16 protein-coding genes are annotated in these 22,333 nt (G+C 57.4%); 1 reads left to right on the forward strand and 15 read right to left on the reverse strand.

The window, feature by feature from the left end; genetic code table 11:
- From pelG to H1B31_RS01190, 7 genes are all read right to left on the reverse strand, one after another.
- A complete protein-coding gene (gene pelG, locus H1B31_RS01160; RefSeq protein WP_185980562.1) occupies positions 1–1,473 on the reverse strand; it encodes an exopolysaccharide Pel transporter PelG in 1,473 nt (490 codons plus the stop codon).
- On the reverse strand, positions 1,454–2,893 hold the full coding sequence (pelF, locus tag H1B31_RS01165) for a GT4 family glycosyltransferase PelF (protein WP_009440011.1): 1,440 nt from the start codon (positions 2,891–2,893) through the stop codon (positions 1,454–1,456). Before pelF ends, pelG begins: the two co-directional genes overlap by 20 nt.
- Entirely contained in the window at positions 2,893–4,719 is a 1,827-nt protein-coding gene (locus H1B31_RS01170; protein WP_185980563.1) for a DUF2194 domain-containing protein, read from the reverse strand. Before H1B31_RS01170 ends, pelF begins: the two co-directional genes overlap by 1 nt.
- A complete protein-coding gene (locus H1B31_RS01175) occupies positions 4,712–5,617 on the reverse strand; it encodes a hypothetical protein (protein WP_185980564.1) in 906 nt (301 codons plus the stop codon). Before H1B31_RS01175 ends, H1B31_RS01170 begins: the two co-directional genes overlap by 8 nt.
- Positions 5,614–7,746: an NAD-dependent epimerase/dehydratase family protein gene (locus tag H1B31_RS01180; protein ID WP_185980565.1), complete on the reverse strand. Its 2,133-nt coding sequence runs from the start codon at positions 7,744–7,746 to the stop codon at positions 5,614–5,616. Before H1B31_RS01180 ends, H1B31_RS01175 begins: the two co-directional genes overlap by 4 nt.
- A 270-nt stretch (positions 7,747–8,016) precedes the next feature.
- Entirely contained in the window at positions 8,017–8,952 is a 936-nt protein-coding gene (cysK, locus tag H1B31_RS01185; protein ID WP_009440015.1) for a cysteine synthase A, read from the reverse strand.
- 169 nt (positions 8,953–9,121) lie between these two features.
- Positions 9,122–11,119, reverse strand: a complete 1,998-nt coding sequence (locus H1B31_RS01190) for a penicillin-binding protein (protein ID WP_185980566.1) — start codon at positions 11,117–11,119, stop codon at positions 9,122–9,124.
- A gap of 136 nt (positions 11,120–11,255) precedes the next feature.
- Here H1B31_RS01190 and H1B31_RS01195 point away from each other — a divergent pair.
- Positions 11,256–12,658 (forward strand): IS3 family transposase gene (locus H1B31_RS01195; RefSeq protein WP_404828666.1). Its coding sequence is split into 2 segments (ribosomal slippage): positions 11,256–11,727 and positions 11,727–12,658, totalling 1,404 coding nucleotides; the frame shifts between segments, so codons are not numbered across the junction.
- A 96-nt stretch (positions 12,659–12,754) separates the two neighbouring features.
- Here the strand turns inward: H1B31_RS01195 and H1B31_RS01200 are convergent.
- The 8 genes from H1B31_RS01200 to moaA all read right to left on the reverse strand — a co-directional run bounded on the left by H1B31_RS01200 (position 12,755) and on the right by moaA (position 22,266).
- Positions 12,755–13,450 carry a formate dehydrogenase subunit gamma gene (locus H1B31_RS01200; protein WP_185981199.1) on the reverse strand — a complete coding sequence of 232 codons (696 nt, stop codon included), beginning with the start codon at positions 13,448–13,450 and terminating at the stop codon, positions 12,755–12,757.
- Between the two features lie 5 nt (positions 13,451–13,455).
- Positions 13,456–14,280, reverse strand: coding sequence for a 4Fe-4S dicluster domain-containing protein (locus H1B31_RS01205; protein ID WP_009440018.1), 825 nt, complete (start codon positions 14,278–14,280; stop codon positions 13,456–13,458).
- Positions 14,281–14,316: 36 nt separating this feature from the next.
- Positions 14,317–15,189, reverse strand: coding sequence for a formate dehydrogenase accessory protein FdhE (locus tag H1B31_RS01210; RefSeq protein WP_185980568.1), 873 nt, complete (start codon positions 15,187–15,189; stop codon positions 14,317–14,319).
- Positions 15,190–15,275: 86 nt separating this feature from the next.
- Positions 15,276–18,296 carry a formate dehydrogenase-N subunit alpha gene (fdnG, locus tag H1B31_RS01215; protein ID WP_185980569.1) on the reverse strand — a complete coding sequence of 1,007 codons (3,021 nt, stop codon included), beginning with the start codon at positions 18,294–18,296 and terminating at the stop codon, positions 15,276–15,278.
- A 97-nt stretch (positions 18,297–18,393) separates the two neighbouring features.
- Positions 18,394–19,191 carry a formate dehydrogenase accessory sulfurtransferase FdhD gene (gene fdhD / locus H1B31_RS01220; RefSeq protein ID WP_185980570.1) on the reverse strand — a complete coding sequence of 266 codons (798 nt, stop codon included), beginning with the start codon at positions 19,189–19,191 and terminating at the stop codon, positions 18,394–18,396.
- A gap of 24 nt (positions 19,192–19,215) precedes the next feature.
- Complete coding sequence (gene mobB / locus H1B31_RS01225) at positions 19,216–20,349, reverse strand: molybdopterin-guanine dinucleotide biosynthesis protein B (protein ID WP_185980571.1); 1,134 nt, start codon at positions 20,347–20,349, stop codon at positions 19,216–19,218.
- Positions 20,346–21,269: an MOSC domain-containing protein gene (locus H1B31_RS01230; protein WP_185980572.1), complete on the reverse strand. Its 924-nt coding sequence runs from the start codon at positions 21,267–21,269 to the stop codon at positions 20,346–20,348. Before H1B31_RS01230 ends, mobB begins: the two co-directional genes overlap by 4 nt.
- A 1-nt stretch (position 21,270) precedes the next feature.
- Positions 21,271–22,266: a GTP 3',8-cyclase MoaA gene (gene moaA / locus H1B31_RS01235; RefSeq protein ID WP_185980573.1), complete on the reverse strand. Its 996-nt coding sequence runs from the start codon at positions 22,264–22,266 to the stop codon at positions 21,271–21,273.
- Positions 22,267–22,333: the final 67 nt, after the last annotated feature.

Raw genomic sequence — 22,333 nt, forward strand, 5'->3', positions numbered from 1 at the left:
TCATGCCTTCTCCATCCTTTCGAGATCGGGAAGCTCCTCCCCGTACAGCCAATTTGCAATCGTGTAGAAAATCCCCGCATTCGCCTGGTAGAACACAGGCTGCGCACAGAACACATAGTAGTTGATCCCGTGCCCGAAACGGATGAGCGCCCATACGGCGTACGCAAGCGCAAGGGCAGTGGCGAGGAAGAAGCCGAATCCGTAGCTTTTCTCTCCCAGCCAGAGACTCATCATACCGAAGACGAAATTGCCCCCGGCCGCGAGCGCGCCGATCCGCCAGACGCTGCTCTGAAAATCGAAGTACTCCAGCATGATCATGAGCACCTGCAGTGCACCCGTAAAGAATGCCGCAAAGAGCATGACACTGAACATATTCACGGAGTTATAGTCCAGCGCCGCAAACGAGAGCACATAGTTGCCGAACGCCAGGAATACGAGGGTGAATACGAACTGGAACTCAAACGCCTGCCGCAGCTCAAACCACATGACGTAGAGCAGATCCTTGCGCGTATCCTCAATCAGGTGGAGGTTGCCGCCGCGCGTAATCGCATTGAAGTAATGCACATAGCGCTCGTAAAAATGCGTCTCCACCTTCACGACAAACATGGCCGTGAGCGGCAGAATCGACAGCAGCGCATAGAACACGACGACATCATAGCGCGGCGCATAAAGGAACGTATCCTCAATCAGCACGCCCCACGGCCCCTGCCAAATGATGATGTTCGGCAGGAAGAGTCCGAGTGTATAGCCAAATGCCCCGATGAAGAGCCGCCCATGCCGCCCAAGGTAGGGCAGGAAGGCAAAGAGCATCCCATCGTGCGGAAGCCCGAACCGGCTCGTCACATACAGGAAAAAGAAAAGCACGAGTGCGCCCATCCCCACATCCATTCCGAGCAGTGCTGCCGCCGCGGGCGGAAGATAGGCACCGTGCAGGAGGAATGCCGCCAGTGCGAGACTGATCAGAACGCCGCCGAGATAGCCGAGGATCAGATACTTGAACTTCTTCACCGCCGTGAGGTAGACGCTGCCGACCCAGACGAGCAGCAGCAGCGAGAAGAAGATGTGAGACAGCAGCTTCAGCTCAAACGCGAGCGGCTTGCCCCAGAAGAACAGCACGGAGGCAATCGTCCCGAGCGTGAGCAGGATCGCGCTCATGCCAAACATGGAGGGTGTCACGTCGCGGTAGTGCTGCACCGTGATACAGTCCGCAAGATAGCGCGTCAGGACGATCGTAAAGCCGCACGAAAGCAGCTGCGAGAATACAAAGGAGTAAACGACCGCCCCCAAAAAGACCGCCGACTCATCTGCACCCGCATTGAAGACCTGAAAGAGCATCTGAACCGCGAGCACCATGCCGGCGAGGAGCGCAAACGGCCCCGATGTGACCAGCGCGGAGTAGGAATACGCCTTGATATGTCCCGCTGCCGTACGCGCCCGAAACAGACGCTTGAGTTCAAATCCGACGCCCGCCATGCGGTCCCTCCTTCGCTGCGTGTTCATACGCCTGCCGGTAAGAGGCAACGAACTGTTCATAGGTGTAGCGCGCCTGCGCCCGCGCAAAGCCGGCTGCCGCCATCGTGCGCCGCAGCTCATAGCTGCGAGCCAGACGCACAATCTCATATGCCATTGCCTCGTAGTCCATCGGTGCGACCACCGCGCCCGCAGAACCAAATGCATCGCCGTCGCCATAGATCAGCTCACGGCAGCACCCTACATCTGTTGCCACGTAGGGGCGGTGCGCCGAGAATCCTTCGAGCACGGCGAGCGGCTGACCCTCGCTGATGCTCGAGAGCACCATGATGTCGATCTGCGGCAGATAGTCCGCCACTGGAACCGAGCCGGTGAACGTCACATCCTCGAGTCCCAGCATGCGGATCGTCCGATGACAGACCGCAGCATAGTCCGGATCCTCGTCCATGCCGCCCATGATGATGAGCCGCGCATCCGGCAGCTCGCGCTTGACGACCGCAAAGGCGCGCAGGAGGGTCAGGATATCCTTGATCGGCACAACGCGCACCACCGCCCCGATTGTGATCGGCTCGCCGTGATCCGTGAGCTCCGGAACACCGGCAAAGCGCTCCATATGCACCCCGTTTGGGACAATGCTGATCTTTTCCGGCGCGCAGCCGAGATCTGCGGCAATCCTGCCGTTATGTCCGAACAGCGTATAGAGATGATCCGCAGCATGGTAGGAAAGGCGCGCGAGATAGTAAAAATAGCGGATCCAGATGCCCTTGAAGTCCGTCTTTGCCCAGTCGCTCTTGATGATCTCCGCCTCGCGCTCGCGCGCATAGACGCCGTGCTCTGTGATGATGAACGGCTTTTGATGCAGCTGTGCCGCGAGTCCGCCGATCACGCCGCAGTATCCCGTCGCAACACTGTGATAGACATCGGCCGCGGGCAGCTTCTGCTGCATGAGATAAAAGAGCGGCAGGAGCATCGAGCGCATCGTCCAAAAGAAATCGGTGAACGGGAGATTATTGTGCTCCCTACGGTAGACGCGGACGATCACATCGAAGAAATCGCTCGACATGAAGACCGCGAGCGGCGATTTCCAGCGGCCATAGGAGAAAATCTCTGCAAGCCGCGCAAGCGGGACATCCCACTCGCCGCACACCAGCTCATAGAGCGTCTGCTGCTCCTCCCCCGTGAGGATGCCCTCCTGCATCTCCGCCGCACGCTGTGAGAGGATCTCGTCGAGGAACATCTCCTCAACACCGATGCAGTTTTTCGGCAGCTCATATTTAAATTTTCCGCGATCCTTTGCCTCCGCACCGATCGAATATATGACAAACTCATGCTCCGGGAGCCCCGACATAAGCATCTGAATCCAGGAGGACACGCCGCCCACAACGTAGGGGTAGGAGCCTTCTGCCAGGAGACATATCCGCATCAGTCCACCTCCTTCCAATAGATGCGTGCCTCGGGTGCGCTCGTGCGAATGAGATAGACGCCTTCGTCCACGATCTCCGCTGTGCAGTCTTCCGTACGTTCGATTTCATGCGCTGTACGCAGGAGGAAGCGCAGCTCGCCTCTGCAGTTCCAGGTATAGAGCTCCATCCCCTCATCCGTCCGCCGTACGCGGTAGTCCATATCGAAGTAATCCGAGTAGTACGGCAAACTCTCAGAGATCGTCGTCGTCGTCAGCCATGGAAACCGCCTATTCACATCGTGCATGAAATTTTTCAGCCCGATCTCCATATCACGCCAGCTGCTGTCCTTGCTCTCCTCGTAGAAAATCTCATCGGGGTGGACAAAGTGCGCAAACGTGCCGTTGTAGTTCAGTACGCCGATCTCCTGCCAGTACATGAGCCCGCTTGCGGCATGCCCCGAGCTGATGCGCGGGATCTCATAGACGCCGTTGGGCCGACGCTCAAACTCCTGATAGTACGCCTTCTTGTCCGCAGGGCCGTCAAAAAGTGAAGCGAACACCTTGACCTCGGGGAAGACGTTCTCCACCGCCTGCTTCCCCTCGGGGCTCAGGATGTCCGAAGGCGGCACATAGGAACGGAACACATAGTTCGGATAGACGGATTTGATATAGATGCGCAGCTCCCGCAGCGACTCCTCCATATCCGCCTGGCTCTCCCACGGCACATAGTCCAGTTCACCCTGCCCGTAGCCATCCGGTGCCAGGGACTGATGGTTGTAGCCGTGCAGACCAAGCTCACCGCCCATATTGAGGAGTTCGCGTCCGTAGATGATGAGCCCATCGCGCGCCGCACGTCCCCCAAGCGGACGGAACGGACCTTTGACCTGATCCCCGTATGTCTCGATGATGACACCCGTGTAGCAAATGTCCTCATCCTTTGCGAGCTGCTGCATGAACGGCCACCAGATCTTGCGGTAGAACGTCTCCGTATCAACGCCCAGCTCATCGTGAATCTTGTAAAAATATCCTTCCGGAATGGGAGCCGGAAAGTCGTCAATAAAAAAGATCTTCACACCGACCACAGGGTAGATCGTATCCTCCCCACAATGTGCAATCATTGCGGTCAGAATGCCGACATTCGTCTTATCGTCGCGCTCCACCCCGTTGTAGGCGTAAATGCGCCCCGCGCCGATCGGCTGCTCCCATAGGATCGGCGTCCCATCGAGACTTTGTATGTGCGAGGTCACAGTCGGAGCGAGGCTGAGTACATTCGCATGGGTCGTGTAGACCGATCCCTCGCCAAAGCTGAAATCCTTGCCGCCGACGAGGAAATTCGTCAGGAGGTGAATCCCCAGCACATCCGTCGTCGCACCCAGCTGCTCAACGCCAAACGTCCGTAGCACATCCGCCGAGATTGGAAAGACCTCCTCCTGCTCAATCTTTTGCAGAAGGAGAATGCTGCCGCCTGCGCTTCCATAGTCCAGAACTGCGGGCAGCATCTTTACCGCGCCAAGACGCCCGGTCGCGAGGATAACCCCCCGATTGGACTGATCTATGACAAAAGAAGCCGTGAGAGGAACACTCTCGAACGCCTTCCGCTTCTCCGTCAGGATTTTTTCCATATTGTGCCGCGCGTACATACTCGGCACATCCTCCGGATCGTAGATAATGAGGAATTTCTCGCGCGGCAGCTCCTCCTCGGGCGGCGCAGGACGCAGAGAACCATCGATCGACAGCGCGTTGTCCACTCCCCCCAGATGCAGGAATCCGTCCAGACGGCTGTACTGGAAGAAGCACCCGAGGAGGAAGGCAATGAGCAGGAGGAGGCAGAGACTGCGGTTATTCATGCGCCGCACCTCCGTCCCAGTAGCGGATCGCCTGCATCGCCTCATTGCTGAGACGCACCGGGAGCCTCTTCAATGCGTCGATGGTTTCCCGCAGACGATCCGTATCATGCGCAGCCTGCGCAAGGTGGAGCAGAAGAAGGAGCGGCAGCTCCGCCTTCGGATGCTGCGCACGAAACACAGCACATGCGTGCTCCGCCTCCTCGAGCTGCCCCGCGCGGATCATTTCGCGGATGCTCTCTGCCTGATAGGTGGGATGCTCCGGATGGCGCTCGGCGAGGACGCGCAGCATCTCCATGTAGCGCGTCCGCTGCTGCGCGCGGATGACGCTGTCGCCGTACTGGCGCAGGAGGAATTCGCGCACCTTTGCAACGTATTCGTTCAGGAGTACGTCATCGTCGTTCCCGCGCTTGATCTCCTCCTCGAGCGCATAGATCTCCTCGCTCAGCTGCTCCATATGCGCCGTCATCAGCGACACGGCATAGTAGGCGATCTCGCGGTCGCTGTCATGCACGGCCTCATTCAGAATCGACTGCCGCTCCACCACATTCTGCTTGATTGCATCGGTGAAGAACTTGCGCTTCAGCTTCGCATCGTCCATCAGAAATATGTCATGCAGCGGCACAATATCCCCGCTATACGCATGCTCGTCGAAAGATAGGCTCAGGTTCTCGTCTCCGTCCTTCGGCTCCGTCCGATCCATGAGCCCCAGTGTCTTGCCAAAAAAATCGTACAACACGAGGATCGCCAGCCCCGCGACCGGAATAGCAAGCGAAAAAGCCCCCTTGGCAACGGCGGAGATTTCCCCCCGGCGGCGCGCCTCAGCTGCTGTATAGACAAGTACGGTGGCCGCATATACGGCGACCCCCGCCTCTATTCCTGCAAATCCGCCGCCCATCATAACGCCTGGCACTCCTCTGTCTCTACACCGGCCTTCGCCAGGCGTTCACGCACCATGTCCAGCGTCTTGCCTGCAACATCGGGCAGGAGGAGGGAGACGCCCTCCGGTGTTGCTCCGATGAAGTCCTCAGCGCGGATGCTGTTCGCAATCTGATGATCGAGCTTGCTGTACGTCATCCCATTCACCTTGATCGGGAGCAGCGTCACGGGATAATCCTGCTGCATGCGGCGACGCTCGCGGAACTCCTCGACCACCTTGCGGAACTCCTCCGCACGCAGAATGCGCGTCTCATCGAGATACTTGCGCCCCGCCGTCTCCTTCTCCCACTCATAGGCGCGCCCGAGCGAGCTCGAGACAAGCCGCGCTGTGATGGAGAGCAGGTTCTGCTGATAGAGGCTCCACTGTTCAAAGTCCAAATGGTAGATTTGGAGCACCGCAATAACCCGCCCCTCGTAGGAAATCGGCGCCGCCAGATCGGGCAGCCCCTGCACGAGGTCGCGGTTCACGAAGATCTTCTTTTCACGCAGCATCTCACCCAGATAGGGGTAGTCCTCGACGCGCAAGGAACGCGGCATATCCGCCGTTCCTTTCCCAAGGCGCACCTTTTGGCGCAGATAGTAGCCGCCCTCGCCGACGACATAGACCACAACATCGTTGACATCCAGAATATCTGCTGTGATCGAGGCGGTCTGGGTGAACAGATTCTCCGTCTCGACCGAATCCAGCCGCGAGATGATGCGGTAGAGACGTCCGATGCTGTCGTCGGAGTTGACAATCTGACGATACAGACGATCCTTTACCGCGAGATTTTCCTTGAAAATCTTCTCCAGGAATGAGCAGCGATACTGCAGACGGCGCTTCACACGGCCGTCCGACTCCTGGCGATAGCTTTCGCGGTCAGCAAAGTAGCCCGTCAGAACAGCAACGAAGAAATACGAGACGAAATGCAGGAACTCACGCGGATTGTAGAGCATCGCCACGAGATCCCCGCCCTGCCCGAGCAGGTTGACGATGAGCAGAATGAGTGAGAGCACCGCAGCAATGAGCGCCTGCCGCTTTCCGTAGAGAAGCCCCATGCAGCCGATATAGAGAAAGGCAAAATCAAATGCGGTCATGCTGTTCACGGATGAGCCGCCCTGCAAATAGGAGACGCCGAACGTCGCAAGTGCACCCGCCAGATTTTCCGCATAAGGTATCATCTTCAGACGAATCCGTCCAAGCCATGCAAGCCGTGAGAATTCACGGATATCCTCCACATAGGCATCGCGCGCTGCCTCCATTGCCTCCCATGTCTCCTTCAGCCCCGGGGCAAGCGGACGACGCGAGCGCCAGCCAAGCTGCTCCTCGATGAGAGAGCTCTTCATGACAGCACGCCCATTCGGCTCGCGCGGCTCCTCCTGCGCATTCATGCGCGGAAAAAAATCGGAACAGATCTGATACAGCTCTGCGATCGTCGTCCCCTGCGGCGCAGGAATGTGCAAATGCGAACTGTCGAAGCCGCGATCCGCCGCCTGATAGACGGCAAAGACCGCATCCCGCGCATCGAGAAGTCCGTAGGAGACTTCCTCAGTCGCCAAATAACGCGGAATCGGACGGCGCATCAAAGGCGCACCAAAAAGACGCCCGATGAATCCATCGTCGGACGTCTGTCCAGGTGCATAGAGTTCAGCGAGGCGCAGGATGGTAACGGGTGCACCCTGTGCGCGATAGGTAAGCCCAATGCTCTCCAAGCGCACGAGGAGACGCCCCGTCTCCGTCTGCGGCGCGGGTGCATCCGTCTCCACGGGCTGGGTTCCCGGCGCAAACACCTCATCATTCGACAGCAAGAAGATACGCCGCACGCGAGCGCCCACTGCAAGGCGGAGGAGCGCATCGAGCCGTGCAGCGGCATGGGCGGGATCGCGCTCCAGGCGATAGATGAGGAGATCCAGATTCTGCACGGCAAAAACGGTCTTTGCCTCCTCACTCTCGATGGTACAGTCGTACGTCCGAATCCCCTGCGGCAAATTCCCCTCCCCTGCCGCGATGCGCGAAACCTCCCACGCCTCCTTGCGAAAACACGCTGCAAGAATCTGTTCAAAATAACGTGGAAGCCCCACAAACATTACTTTTTTTGTCCATGTGCTCATACACTAGTCCCATAGTTTCAGTCAGTGCGTTCAGAACAGCAACGCCCCAATTATTCACAGAAATTAGATGGCTTTCTAAGATTCATAAAATAAAGCCGACTTTTCCTGTATCAATTACAGGTAATGCATCTAGTATATATTGTTAGGCACAATGTCGCAAGGTTTTTATTTAGTTTTTGTGGTAAATTAATCTTTATTCATCTGCGTCTATTCTACTAAAGTCTGCCATCCGAAACAGTATTTTGTATCGGGTGGCAGAATGTCTATGAATTATCGATCAGCAAAAAGATCCGTGGAGAGATAACGGTCACCACCATCGGGCAGGAGCACAACAATCGTCTTAGCCGCGAAGTCCGGACGGCGCGCAAGCTCCACCGCTGCCGCAAGGGCAGCGCCCGAAGAGATCCCGACCAGTGCGCCCTCGCGGCGTGCGAACTCCCTTCCGTAGGCAAAGGCATCCTCGTTCTTCACCTGAATGACCTCGTCGTATACTTTCGTATCGAGAGTCGCGGGGATGAATCCTGCACCAATGCCCTGGATCTTATGCGGGCCCGGCTTGCCGCCCGAAAGGACGGGCGAGTCGACCGGCTCCACGGCGACAACATGAATGGACGGCTTCTTGCTCTTGAGATAACGGCCGACACCCGAGACCGTGCCGCCCGTGCCGACACCTGCAATAAACGCATCGATATTGCCATCCGTGTCCGTCCAGATCTCAGGCCCCGTCGTGCGCTCGTGCACCGCAGGGTTCGCGGGATTCTCGAACTGCGACGGGATGAAGGAGTTCGGGATCTCTTTCTGCAGCTGTTCGGCGCGTGCAATCGCCCCCTTCATGCCCTGCGAGCCATCCGTCAGCACAATCTCTGCTCCATATGCCTTGAGGAGGTTGCGGCGCTCCACGCTCATCGTCTCCGGCATCGTGAGGATCGCATGATAACCACGCGCAGCTGCAATGGCAGCGATGCCAATACCCGTATTGCCGCTCGTCGGCTCGATCAGTGTTGCCCCTGGCGCGATCTTACCATCACGCTCCGCCTGCTCGATCATCGCAATTGCAATGCGATCCTTCACCGAACCCGCCGGATTGAAATACTCGAGCTTCACCACGATGTTCGCCGGAAGATTATACTCCTTTGCAAACGCCTTTGCCGCAAGCAGCGGCGTACGTCCGATCAGCTCTGTCACCGATTGGTAGATATTTGCCATGCCCCATTCTCCTTTATTATTTATCAAAAGTAAACATATCGAAAAAGTATGTTTATATATTACTCCATTTTGCATGGCATGTCAAGTGCTCCGTGAAAAATAAAATCACCACACAAAGCATTCTTTATGTGGCGATTCCATTGATCTATTTTCGCTCCAAATACCATCCTCATGTCGGCGCGAAATAGACCTTGATATGTGTTCCCTGATCGACAATATCGTTGGTGCTGAGGCTCTGAGAAACAGCAGCGCCCGTGCCCTCGCTCTCGAAGAAGAGACCGCGCTGCTCGGCGAGACGCGCCGCCTCACGCATGGAGAGCCCCGTGAAGTCCGGCACGAGAGCCTTGCCCTCGGGCGGTGTCGCAACGGCCTCCATGCGCTTCTCCTCTCCCGTCGTGCGTGCAGGTTCCTCGCTCTCCTCTGCCTGTGTAAAGGGATTGCTCGACGGCTCGACATGCGCGTAGCGCAGGAGCTGTGCGAAGATACGTGAGGCAACGGGCGCGGCAATCTGTCCACCGTAGAAGTTGCCGCCGCGCGGATCGTCGATCATGACGAGCACGGTGAAGATCGGATCCTCTACGGGGGCGAATCCACAGAACGAGGCGATATAGCGCCCCTCCATATAGCCGGAGGTGTCAAGGCGGATCTTCTGCGCCGTGCCGGTCTTGCCCGCAATGCGATACCCCTTGACCCCCGCCTTCGAGCCGCCGCCCGTTGCTACGACCTGCTCGAGGAGGCCGATGAGCGTGCGGTTCACCGTGCGCTGCAGCGTCTCGTGGATGGGCTGCGGTGTGCGCTCCTCATAGACGGAGCCGTCAGGATTCTTGATCGCGCGCACGATATGCGGGCGCATGAGTGTGCCGCCGTTGGCGATCGCGGACATTGCCGTCACAAGCTGGAGCGGTGTTACGGCAATACTCTGCCCGATGGCAGTGGTCGCAATATCCGAATCGCGCATATCCTCGGGCTTAAAAAGAATGCCCTCCTCCTCGCCCGGCAGATCGATCCCCGTCTGTGCCCCAAAACCGAAGAGCCGCGTATAGTGCATGAGCTTCTCCGCTCCGAGTGAGAGCCCGACCTGCGCAAAACCCGTATTGAGTGAGTTCTTCACGATGTCGGTGAAGGTGACGGCGCCGTAGCTCTCATTGCTCCAGTTCTGGATGCGCCTCCCCGATACCATGACGTAGCCGGGGTCGAAAAAGACCTGATTCGGTGTGACGATGCCCTCCTGCAGCGCCGCGCCTGCAACAATCGCCTTGAACGTGGAGCCCGGCTCATAGATAAAGGAGACGGCGCGGTTCTTCCAATTCTCCTGCGGGTAATCCCAGAAGCGATTTGGGTTATACGAGGGGCGCGATGCCATCGCGAGGATCTCACCCGTCTTCGGATCCATGACGATCGCCGTGATCGAGGCGGGGTTGTTCTCCGCCATCGCGCGATCGAGCTCCTGCTCCACCATGAACTGAATCGTGCTGTCGATCGTCAGCACCGCTGTCTTGCAGTAGTCGCCGCGATAGGTGCGCCGCCCGAAGAAGATGGAATCGAGGATCGGACGCCGCTGTCCGTCTACGGTCAGGCGCTCCTCGCGCACCTCCCCCTTGAGCAGCGGATCGAGTGCCTGCTCCACGCCGTCGAGGCCCTCGTCATCCGTGCCGACGAAGCCGAGCACGTTCGCCGCGAGGGCATCGTTCGGATAGTAGCGCTTCGCCTCGTTCTGAAAGCCGAGGCAGTCGCTGTAGCCCTTCTCACGGATGACGGCGCGCACCGCTTCGTATTCGCTGTGCTCAAGTCTCCGCTTGACCCAGACGAAGCCGCCGCCGACGGCGATGTCATCGAGGATCTCCTGCCTCGAGAGCCCGAGGAGCGGCGCAATATCGGCAGCAATCTCTGCAGGATCATGCGACTCATAGACGTGGTTCGGATCGATAAAGAGCGATTTCGTCATATTGCTGACGGCGAGCTCCTTGCCGTTGCGGTCGAGAATCGCTCCGCGCAGGGATTGGATGCGGAACTCGTAGCCGCTCTGGTCGCGCATGCGCTGCGCAAGATCGTCCCCCTGAACAACCTGCAGATATCCATAGCGAAAGGTCAGCATGACGAGAAATGCGAACATCAAAAGGGCAACCCGCGCAATGCGCCCCTGTACCGTCGCTCGAACATTTTTCATCGTGTCTGTGCCCCCGCTCATCAAATCATTCCCGTGTCATCATACCATAAACGCGCACGAAAAAAAAGCCGCCGCAGCGCTCTGACCTGACCCCCAAAAGTTAGACTTAGAGAATCTAACTTTTGGGGGTATTGTAATGGCAAAATACAGTACAGAGTGTAAGCTGAAGGTTGTGCAGGAATATCTTGCAGGACACGGAGGCTATGAAACACTATCGAAGCTCTATCATGTTTCGCGCAAATCCATTGAGGAATGGGTAAAGGCTTATCAGGCATTCGGTGACGATGGACTCCGACGCTCCCGTGCACAGCAAACATACACTTTCGAATTTAAGTGTTCTGCGGTAGAATGTTATCTGTCAACAGAGGCATCCTATCAAGAGGTAGCTATCGCGTTTGGTCTGAACAATCCGTCCCTCCTTGCGCGTTGGACAAAGGAATATCGCAACGGCGGCGTAGATGCCCTAAGACCAAAACCGAAAGGAAGAGCCCCCGCTATGCCAAGAAAGAAAAAAGAGCAAACAAAAGACCTCCCACAAGACGAGACCGCGCAGCAACTCAAAGCCCTGCAGGATGAGAATCTGAAACTGCGCATCGAGGTCGCCTATTTAAAAGAACTCAGGAGGCTGCGTCTGCAGGAAAAGATGCAGAGCAAAAGGCAAGGATCGTCCGCAGCCTCCGAGGAGAGTTTCAGTTGAAAGACATCCTTGCCGTCACAGGTTTTCCGAAAGCGACCTATATGTACTGGCAGAAGAAATTTACGCAACCGGAAGTGCCGGACGAGCGGGAGCAGATCATCCTTGCCATTCGTGAGGAGCACAAAGATTATGGCTATCGCCGCCTATGGGCACAGATGCACAATCTTGGGCACGAGATCGAACGTGAGGCAGTGCAGCGGATTGTACAAAAGCTCAGACTTCAAGTGCATTCCTTTACGCACAGAACACGCAAGTACAGCTCCTACAGGGGGTCTGTCGGAACGGTAGCAGACAATCTCCTGAACCGCAGATTCAAAACTTCCATACCGCATCAAAAGATTACAACGGACACGAGTGAGTTCAAGTACTGGCTGCAGGGCGAGGATGGAAAGTCCGTCGTACATAAGCTGTATTTTGATCCGTATATGGATCTGTTTAACAACGAAATTGTCAGCTTCCACATTGGAAAGACACCGTCTGCGATGGGGATTCAGTCCGCACTTGAGGAAGCAATTCGTGTGACAGCAGATTGTCCTTATCGGCGCACCTTCCACTCCGATCAGGGGTGGGCATATCAGATGAAGTCGTACACGAAGCGGCTCAAGGAGGAGAGAATCTTTCAGAGCATGTCACGCAAGGGGAACTGTCTGGACAACAGTGTGATGGAGAACTTCTTTGGACTCTTAAAGCAAGAGATTTACTATGGGCGCGTCTACCATAGCTACGAGGAACTCAAGACGGCGATCGAAGAGTATATCATCTACTACAATGAGTGTCGCATCAAGGAGTCTCTCGGCTGGCTCAGTCCTGTTCAGTTCCGTCGCAAACATCTCGCCGCATAGAAAAAAGCGCAGGAAATCGCTTTCCCACGCTTTCAGGTCTAACTTTTCGGGGTCACTACACTCTGCGCCGCAGCGACTTTCGTCAATGTGACGGAATCAGTGATGATCCTCTTTTTCTGCCTGCTCGATCTCCTCGCGCGTGACAACGCCCTGCGAGATCAGCTCGCTGACCCACGCGCCATGGTGATGCGCCGCGTAGGACGCCTTGATCGTACCGTCCTTCATGCCGTGCAGGGAGTCGGGATTGACACCCGCAGCAAGATAGATATGACCGAGTGCAGCGGCAAAGCAGACCGCCGCCCCAATGCTGTGCACGGGGATGGCAAGCGATGTGATCGTTGCCGGCAGGATGCTGTCACCCATCCAGAGGATGAGACCTGAGACGACGATGACGACCGACAGCGCAAGCTGCAGGGCGATGTTCATCTTCTCACCGCCGTTGTAGAAGCCCTGCGGAGGCATGTGGGGATCCTTTCCCATCAGCTCGATGGGGAACTTCTGCATGAACTCCATATCTCTCTTGCCGAAGCTGAAGATCTCCTTAATCATGATGATGTAGCCCTTGCGTGCGATAATGAAGCCGATGATCGGGGTCATGATGAACATGACGCCAAAGACGCGGTGCGCATACATAAGGGTCTTATCACCAAAGATGTTGTACATGAATCGGAAGGTATCCGTATACAGCGGCAGAGCCGTGAGGAAGAGCATGAAGAATGCAAATGCGTTGAGCCAGTGACAGACGGCGAATGCCTTCTCATGGCGCGGCACATATTTCTTGTTGATCAGCATGGTGCTCACCCCTTCTCCTGTTCCTTCGCCGCACTCTTGGCGCTCGATTTAACCATCTTGCTGAGCACCATAGCGCCGACGATACCGGCAGCAGCGCCGCCGATGGCAAGTTTCGTAAAGGTGCGGCCTGCCTTCCAGAGGTCGATCGAGAGCGGCGTAACGGGATTTGCCGGCAGACCGAACACCTCCGGTTTGTCGGGCAGGACGTAGATCATGTGCGTGCCGCCGACCCCCTCGGGACAGTAGATGTTCGCGTTCGGATGGTTCGGCTGGATCATCGCGAGGCGCTCCGCTGCGAGCTGCTTCATCTCCTCGATGGTGCCGAACTCGAGTGCGTGTGCCGTACAGGTCTTGGCGCACGAGGGCTTCAGAATCTCTCCCGTCGTCTCGTAGCCGTGCGCGATGCGGTCGTAGCAGAGATCACATTTCGTGGACTTATGACGAATCTCGTCAATCTTGGGAATGTGCCACGGGCAGTTGTGCTCGCAGTAATGACAGCCGACGCACTTTTCCTCATTGATGACGACCGTGCCGTTCGGATTGCGGTCGATGGCGTTCTCGGGACAGCCCTTCGCGCAGGCGGGATCGCCGCAGTGGAAACAGTTCTTCTTGTAGAAGTCCCAGTGGAACTTCCCCTTGTCGTCAACGCGCTCCTTCATCTGGATGAGCGTATAGACGCGTGAGCTGAGATCCTTGTGCGACTGATACTGCCCTTCAAACGGTGTGTCCATATCGGGCGGCAGGTCGTGCCACTGTTTGCACGCCACCATGCAGCCGCGGCACGCAGTGCAGCGCGACATATCATGCAGCATCGCAATTTCCTGTGTCATGACGCTTACTCCTCTCCTTATGTACATTGAAATGTTCTATTCTAATATTGGGTTTCCCTTTTTATGAAGGCCCTTCTCCTCGGCAAGGAGATCGAGATGAACGCTCGCCCAGTCCTGCCGGTAGATAGCATCCTCCGGACTGCCGTCTACGGGGCCGCGATAGGTCTTGATATAGCTGTCGCAGACATCGCAGATATCCAGCCGCATCGCGCTGTCATGTTCCGGCTCAAGGGTGTGCATCTTCTCCAGATTTGTATTGCCGCAGTAGACACAGCCAACACGCGCATAGATCCAACGCGTACCGCAGCCGCCGCACACAAGATGACGGATTCGTCCCTCACGGTGTTTGCGAAGATCTGCGATCACCGGCCGCCGTCCACAGACGGGACAAAAGTTCTCGCGGAACTCCGGTCGGTCTGCGTCAGGGGCCCACGTCTCCGGCTCTTTGAGCGCGGGCGGCGTGAGATGTGCGATGATACGCCAGATCGTACTGCGGATAAAGCCCTCGTTCAGCGCATGTGCTTCGCAGGTTGCGGCAAACGCCGCGTTGTCCTGCGTGAGAACTTCCGTGATGAGCTGTTCCTTCTCTCCCTTGCGCATGGATTTCAACACGGCGAGATATGCGCGTGCCGATTCCTGCATGAGCGGCGGAACATCCGCCTCCGCGATGTTGGTGAACACTTTCTCCTGCATAAGGTAGACCGCACGCACCATGCGGCGGCGATAGGTCTCCTGCTGCAGGATGGGCAGCTTCTCCGTCATCGTCTTATGGACGGCGCGTTCGGGCAGCTGGATGGTCTCCGGCGTGCCGATCGCCTCATCAACGAAATGATAGATCCGCTCGCTTTCCTTCAGAAACGGATACTTCTTAAGGAAGCTCTTCATCGGATCAATTTTCTTAGCTTTCATAAAAGGGGTCTCCCCGCCTGTTCAGACGTTATTCCTATTGATTTTCTGCGCGGTCATGTCCCATGCGGTTCATGCCGCAAGGGGAGTTACAACCGTTCGACGTTGGCAAGGCAGGCCTTGAACTCTTGCTCCTGCACGTTCGGATCGAGCGCGTCGATGGTGAGGTAGTTTGTCGAGGGTCCCTTCGAGAGTCCCTTGAAGCCCCAGTTGTAGGGCATCCAGATCATATGTGTCTCTTTCCCGTTGACCATCAGGGGCTGTGCGCGCTTCGTGACCATTGCCTTGACCTCGATTGCCGAGCGCGTCGTGCTGACGCGGACACGGTCGCCGCCGCGAATGCCAAGCTTGGCTGCAAGCTGCTCAGAGATCTCGACGAATGGCTCCTTGACCAGCTCGTTGAGGTACGGGATGTTGCGCGTGATCGTTCCCGAGCACCAGTGCTCCGTCAGACTCGAGGAGCAGAGGACGTACGGATATTCGTCCGGCGTTCCGATCTTCTGCAGTTCCGGAATACGCGGATAGATGACGCAGGGGTTGAACTCGGTCTTCTGTCCCTCGTTCATCATATTCTTCGTCGGGCTTTCGACCGGCTCATAGAACTCAGGCATAGGACCGTCCACGGGTACATAGGAATGATCGCGTGTCTCGCCGTTCTCCACATCGCTGTGCTCGGCGGCAAAGAGACGCGCAAAGCCCTCGGCGTTCATGCGGAACGGCTTCTGTCCGCCGGGCGTATTCGGGCCCTGCGTGCGGTCGGCAACGTCGGGAACGTCGTAGCCGTCCCACATGCCCTTCTCCTCGTCCCACCAGACGATCTTCTGTCCGGGACGTACGGGCTTGCCGTTCTCGTCGCAGGAGGCACGGTTGTAAAGCATATGAATGTTGTCGGGCCAGACCCACGCGTAGTTCGGATAGATGCCCATGCCGCCGCGATCCTCCTGGCCGCGTCGCTTGGTCATATTGACACCGTCACCGAACACGCCCGTAAAGATCCACATGCCAGCCATCGTCGTGCCGTCGTCGCGGATCTCGCGGATGCCGCGCAAGAGATGCCCGTCCTTCAGATCGTAGCCGTTGCACTCTTTCATGATGTTCTCGACGTATGCCTCTCCATTTGCCTCGGGATCGCCGTAGTTCCATGTGAGAAGCTTGATCGTGTTGTCCTTCGGATCCGTGGAGTCCTTGTAGAGCGAGACGATGCGCTTCCAGAGCTTGTCGCAGATCCAGTAGTCGGGACGCGAGTCGTTCGTCGGATCAGGCCCCTTCATGCGCCACTGAAGCATGCGCATAGAGTTCGTCATCGAGCCGCAGCGTTCGAGGTAGGAACCCGCCGGCAGGAAGATGACCTCGGTCTTGATGTCCGCCGGATTGTCGCCCGGACGCTCCCAGAACGCCGCCGTCTCGTTGACGAAGACATCCTGCACGATGAGTGTGTCGAGGTTCTTGAGCCCCTTGTTGACGATTGTGAGGTTCGCGTTCGTCATCTGCGGGTTCTGTCCGCAGACGTAGATGCACTTGACGATGCCCGCCATCGCCTTTTCAAACATAATATACATGGAATCGTTGTGCGTACCGTTGCGGATCGGCAGCGCATTAAACATGTAATCGTTCGAGGCATTTGCGGCATCACCGAACCATGCCTTGAGCAGGTTCTTGAGGAACTTCGCGCGGAACGTACCGTTGTGATGCGTCCACTTCGCAAGCGTATCATCCACATGCGTCGGATAGGAGAGGTATGCGGGATAATACTGGAACATAATGCCGTAGTCCGTCGAGGACTGCACGTTCGGCTGTCCGCGCATTGCGTCAATGCCGCCGCCCGAGACACCGATGTTGCCCATCAGCAGCTGGATGATCGTAAAGCAGCGGATATTCTCCACGCCGATCGTGTGCTGCGTCATACCGAGTGCATACATCATGACGGTCGGCGTGATCGTCGAGAAGAGCTCCGCTGCCTTCTTGATATCCGCCACAGGCATCCCCGTAATCGCCGATGCCTTCTCGAACGTGTAGCGTGAGAAATGACGCGCAAGGTGATCCATGACCGTCCCCTTTGTCGCCATCGTAGGGGCTTTCACCGGCTTGCCGTTCGCGTCGAGCTTGTAGCCCCACGTCTCCTTGTTGTAGGTGCGCGTCTTCTCGTTATAGCCGGAGAAGATGCCCGCATCGAAGTCAAAGTCGTCGCGCAGGAGGCAGAATGCGTTCGTGTTGCGGCGCAGATAGTCGGCATCGTATTTCTTGTTCTGAATAATATAATTGATAAGTGCTCCGAGGAATGCGATGTCTGTGCCTGGACGAAGCTGGAAGAAATGATCTGCCACACGCGAGGTGCGGGTATAGCGCACGTCGACATGAACGATGATAGCACCGTTGTCCTTTGCCTCCATGACGTTCTTCATCGCCATCGGATGACACTCCGCCATGTTCGAGCCTTCGATCCAGATCATCTTCGCGTGCTTGAGGTTGTACCACGAGCCTGTCATTGCGCCGCGCCCGAACGCCGCATTGAGTGCCGGCGGTGTCGTCGCATGGCAGACGCGCGTCTGGTTGTCAATGAAGACAACACCGAGTGCGCGCGCCATCTTGATCAGCTGGTAGCACTCCTCGTTGTTGACCTGCGAGCCGCCGACAAATCCGATGGCATCCGTACGGTTGCTCATGAACTTGTAGCCGTTCGCCTCATCCTGACCGACCCAGTTCTCATCGCGCGCCTTCTTCATGGCACGTGCTGCGCGATCGATCGCCTCCTCCCAGCTGATCTCCTCCCAGTGATCACTGCCGGGCGCACGGTACATCGGACATTTCGGGCGGAGCTCCGCATTTGGAATGTGCCCGTAGCCGATTCCCTTCGGGCAGAGGCCTCCGCGATTCACAGGGGCATCCGCCGCACCTTCGAGGTTGATCAGCTTTCCGTCCTTGACATAGCCGATCGTGCCGCAGCCGCAGCCGCAGAAGTGGCAGACGGAGGTAAATTCGCGACCGCCCGTCAGCTTGTACTCTTTCGCCGCCGCCTCGACTTTGCCGACGTCCAGACCGAGACTCGCGAGTGCCAGCCCGACGCCGCTTAGCCCGGTGGCTTTCAAAAAGTCACGTCTGCTAAGGTTCATCGTGATTCTCCTTTCATATCGGCGGAAATCCGCCGACAGGCTCTCCTAAACCTTAATTAACATATCTATGAAAAACGGGGAAATCCCCTGTTTTCACCTAAAGTACAATGCGCTCGGGGTTCGCGTATACACAGAACGAACCGGGTGCCATACGCGCACACAGCGTAATGCCGAGCTTGCGTGCGACATCGAGCGAGAGGGTGGTCGGTACTGACTTCGCCGCAACCGCCCCGATGCCCATGCGCCCGAGTTTCAGCATCATCTCCGAGGAGCAGCGTCCGCTGAAGACGATGATTTTATCGGTAATCTCCACGTGATTTTTGAGTGCCCAGCCATAGAGTTTGTCAAAGACGTTGTGACGGCCGACATCCTCACGGAAGACGAGGATTTTCTTGTTCTCCTGATCGTAAATGACCCCGCTGTGTACGCCGTTCGTCGTGTCGTGCGTCTTGGAGAGGTGCGCGAGCAGCTCATCCGCCGTCGCGAGAATATCCGACGCATGAAAACGTACGTCACGTGGACGCTCAAAGATCTCCTCGGGGCGCAGTTTCAAAATTTTGCGTGCTGAGAAGTAGCGGGGATTCTTGACGGCTTCTTCTGCCCAACGCTGCGCGTCCTCCGTTGTTTTGACCGAAGCGCTGAGGTGCTCTGCATCCACCGTCAGCTCTATGATGTCGTCATACGTGCGGATGCGCCCCATCTGGGCGAGCATCCCGATGACAAGATCCTCGAAGTCAACGGGCGAGCAGAACGCCGTGGTGAAGTTCTCCCCGTTGAGGTCAATATCGAAGTAGACCTCCTCGGAAGTATATTTATGATCGGGGACGAACGCATTCTTCTCCGATACATAGCGGGTTACGGGTACATCGATAAAGTCACTGCGCTGAATTTCCATTTCCCAGTCTTTCCATTCCAATCATTACATTGTCAAAAACATTGTACCGTCTGCGCCGTAGAGTGGCCGTCCCATCAGAAAGAGCGCAAGGCGCACGGCGGTATCCATATCGTCGAGGTCAAACGTCAGGACATCCGTATCAATGCTGCGCCCCTTTGCAAAACAAGCAGCAACGCGTTCATCGATCTCCGGTATTCCCAATCCACGATCGAGCATAAACGTAGGAAGCACGCCGCGTGAACGGCTCTCCGTGATATATAAATCCACACTATTAGGAATTATGTTCGCGATAAGATTCTGAAAATCCTGCCGAGTTTTCGTTTTTTGCTGAATAAAATATCCGTCAGGAGAACTTACGGCAACCGCCTCCGCTCCCGCTGCCGTGAACCGCGCTGTATCCTTACCCGCCGTGTCAAGCTGAAATCCGTGACTGTCGCTCTTGATAACCGCCGTGCGCACACCGCGCTCGTGCAGGAGAGGGATCAGCCGCTCGATAAAGGTAGTCTTGCCCGTACCCGAAGCAGGTGCGGCAATAGAGAGAATGGGACACGCGCGCTGCTCGTTCGCGAGACGACCGCATGCAAGGCGATAGGCGGCGGGCGTATTCACATTGAAGAACAGCCCTGCGTCTACCGTGAGCGGAAGTTCCCGCACGACGAGTTCCCGCAGGATGATGCCGAGCTTGCGGTCACCGCGTGCAATCGCTGCCGCAAATACCGCGCCCGCATCCCGTCGGTAGAGTGCCGCAAGCGGCTGCCAGTAGCCGAGGAGGGTCGGCAGTACGACCTGCGTCTCTCCCTCTGCCTGCGGCAGGAGTGCCCGCACGAGTTCGAAATCGTAGAAGGGCATATCTGCCGAGAGGACGAGCGCCCACTCCGTCTTCGCAGCCCCAAGACCTGCTGCAATCGCCGCCGCAGGTCCCTGCGCGGGGATTTCATCCGTGACGAGCTGCACCCCGTATTCCTTCGCGAGTGCCGTGAGATCACTGCGCTCGCCCTCGGCCGCAAGCACGATGGAGCGGAAGCCCGCCGCGCGTCCCTTGCGGAGCGTGCGTGCAAGCAGCGATTCACCATCCAGCGGCAGGAAGCGCTTGTCCCGCCCCATGCGTGTACTCTTTCCGCCTGCCGCTACAATGAGTGTAACGTCCTTAAGATTCATCGTGCGCACTCGCCCGTGTCGCCGCGCAGGATCTCAATGCCGTGCTGCAGCTGCGGCAGGATGAAGCCCAGGCACTCGCGCACCGCCTTCTCACTGCCCGGCAGGTTGACAATCAGCGTGCGCTTTTTGATGCCCGCCGCTGCACGCGTGAGCATGGCGCGCGGCGTCACCTGCATGGAGAGAGCTCGCATTGCCTCGGGGATGCCCGGGGTCTCGCGCTCGATGACCTCGCGCGTTGCCTCAGGTGTCACATCGCGCACGGAGAAGCCTGTGCCGCCCGTCGTGAGGATCAGCCCCACGCCGCGCTGTGCCCAGAGCTCCATCTCGCGCTTCAGCTCCTCCTTCTCATCGGGGACGATGTTGAAGCCCGCGACATGATACCCCGCCTCCGTCAGCATCTCCCGAATCGCCGCACCGCTCGCATCCTCGCGTTCGCCACGTGCACCCTTATCACTCGCCGTAATGACGGCGGCATCAAGAGGGATCTTCTCCGTCGTGATCTCCATTTTGTCCCCGACCGTCACCCATCCGCCGTGGAGCACGCGTGCAAAAACGCCCTCGCGCGGCATGATGCAGTCGCCGACCTGATGGTAGATCTGGCAGTGGCTGTGACACTCCTTACCGATCTGCGTGATCTCGAGAAAAACATCCCCGACGCGTAGGCGCGTCCCGACGGGCAGCTCCTTGAATCGGAATCCCTCGGCAACGACATTCTCTCCAAATGCACCAAAGTCCACATCCGCGCCGCGTGCACGGAAATCGTCGATCTCGCCAAGACCGAGAAGGCTTACCTGACGATGCCAGTCGCCCGCATGGGCATCGCCGTCGATGCCGAACTCCGTCATGAAGAAAACGCGATCCAACGCGTGCTTCTGTGTCCCACGCTTCTCACTGATGCAGAGTGCTCGGATCTCTCCCATATTAACCCCCCACCTGATACATGGCGCGTTGATCACGCGTCTCTGTGTCCATCTCGAAATAGTGTTCCTCTGGCTTTTTCCAGACCGCATGTGCGATTGCATCCGTCAGCTGTGCATCCGTCGCTCCACCGCGCAGGAGTGCACGCGTATCCAGTCCCGCATTGCTGTAAAGGCAGAGCTTCAAGAACCCCTCTGCCGTCAGACGCACGCGGTTGCACGACGCACAGAATTTGTGCTCCATCGCGTCGATAAAACCGAGTGCACCCGCAAATCCCGCAGGTTTTACATAAGCGGCGGGTCCTGTTGGAACAGCCCCCTCATGCGCCGCCTCCCCAACAGGGAGCAGTGCGCCGAACGCATCCCGCAGCCGCGCCCGCACCTCGTCCATGGGTACGCCGCGATAGCCCTCCGTGCGGGCACAGCCAATCGGCATGAGCTCGATGAAGCGCATTTTAATCGGATAGTCGCGTGCAATCGCCGCGAGTGTCGTGATCTCATCGTCGTTTATGCCCGCAATCGGCACGCAGTTCATCTTGACCTCGATGCGTGCCTCCCGCGTCAGACGCTCCAGAGCCTCCATCACCGCACCGAACATTGGCCGCCGCGTGATGGAGAAGAACTTGCCGCCGTCGAGCGTGTCGAGGCTGAGGTTCACTGCGTCAAGCCCCGCATCGAGCAATTCATCCATCATCTCGCCGAGCAGCACACCATTCGTCGTAATAGCAACCGTCTCAATGCCCGGTGTCTCCTTCAGCCCACGCACGAGATGTACGATGTCGCGGCGCACAAGCGGCTCACCGCCCGTCAGGCGCACCTTGCGAATGCCCATCTGTGCGAGCGCACGCACATCGCGCAGAATCTCCTCATAGGAAAGGATATCCCCATGGCGCAGCTTTTTCACGCCGTGCGCGGGCATACAGTAGCGGCACCGCAGATTGCAGCAGTCCGTCACCGAAATGCGCAGATATTCAATTTTCCGCTGAAACTGATCCTGCATAATAGCCTTCTTCTATCTATAATCCTCTATCCAACTATGTGACGAGGGTGTGATAATTTCCCTAAGC

Origin of the sequence: Selenomonas timonae, from assembly GCF_014250475.1 — a bacterium.
Taxonomy (GTDB): domain Bacteria; phylum Bacillota; class Negativicutes; order Selenomonadales; family Selenomonadaceae; genus Centipeda; species Centipeda timonae.

Coding starts and splice junctions, on each gene's coding strand:
- pelG (WP_185980562.1), bottom strand. CDS start 1,473: ATGGCGGGCGTCGGATTTGAACTCAAGCGTCTGTTTCGGGCGCGTACG.
- pelF (WP_009440011.1), bottom strand. CDS start 2,893: ATGCGGATATGTCTCCTGGCAGAAGGCTCCTACCCCTACGTTGTGGGC.
- H1B31_RS01170 (WP_185980563.1), bottom strand. CDS start 4,719: ATGAATAACCGCAGTCTCTGCCTCCTCCTGCTCATTGCCTTCCTCCTC.
- H1B31_RS01175 (WP_185980564.1), bottom strand. CDS start 5,617: ATGATGGGCGGCGGATTTGCAGGAATAGAGGCGGGGGTCGCCGTATAT.
- H1B31_RS01180 (WP_185980565.1), bottom strand. CDS start 7,746: ATGAGCACATGGACAAAAAAAGTAATGTTTGTGGGGCTTCCACGTTAT.
- cysK (WP_009440015.1), bottom strand. CDS start 8,952: ATGGCAAATATCTACCAATCGGTGACAGAGCTGATCGGACGTACGCCG.
- H1B31_RS01190 (WP_185980566.1), bottom strand. CDS start 11,119: ATGAAAAATGTTCGAGCGACGGTACAGGGGCGCATTGCGCGGGTTGCC.
- H1B31_RS01200 (WP_185981199.1), bottom strand. CDS start 13,450: ATGCTGATCAACAAGAAATATGTGCCGCGCCATGAGAAGGCATTCGCC.
- H1B31_RS01205 (WP_009440018.1), bottom strand. CDS start 14,280: ATGACACAGGAAATTGCGATGCTGCATGATATGTCGCGCTGCACTGCG.
- H1B31_RS01210 (WP_185980568.1), bottom strand. CDS start 15,189: ATGAAAGCTAAGAAAATTGATCCGATGAAGAGCTTCCTTAAGAAGTAT.
- fdnG (WP_185980569.1), bottom strand. CDS start 18,296: ATGAACCTTAGCAGACGTGACTTTTTGAAAGCCACCGGGCTAAGCGGC.
- fdhD (WP_185980570.1), bottom strand. CDS start 19,191: ATGGAAATTCAGCGCAGTGACTTTATCGATGTACCCGTAACCCGCTAT.
- mobB (WP_185980571.1), bottom strand. CDS start 20,349: ATGAATCTTAAGGACGTTACACTCATTGTAGCGGCAGGCGGAAAGAGT.
- H1B31_RS01230 (WP_185980572.1), bottom strand. CDS start 21,269: ATGGGAGAGATCCGAGCACTCTGCATCAGTGAGAAGCGTGGGACACAG.
- moaA (WP_185980573.1), bottom strand. CDS start 22,266: ATGCAGGATCAGTTTCAGCGGAAAATTGAATATCTGCGCATTTCGGTG.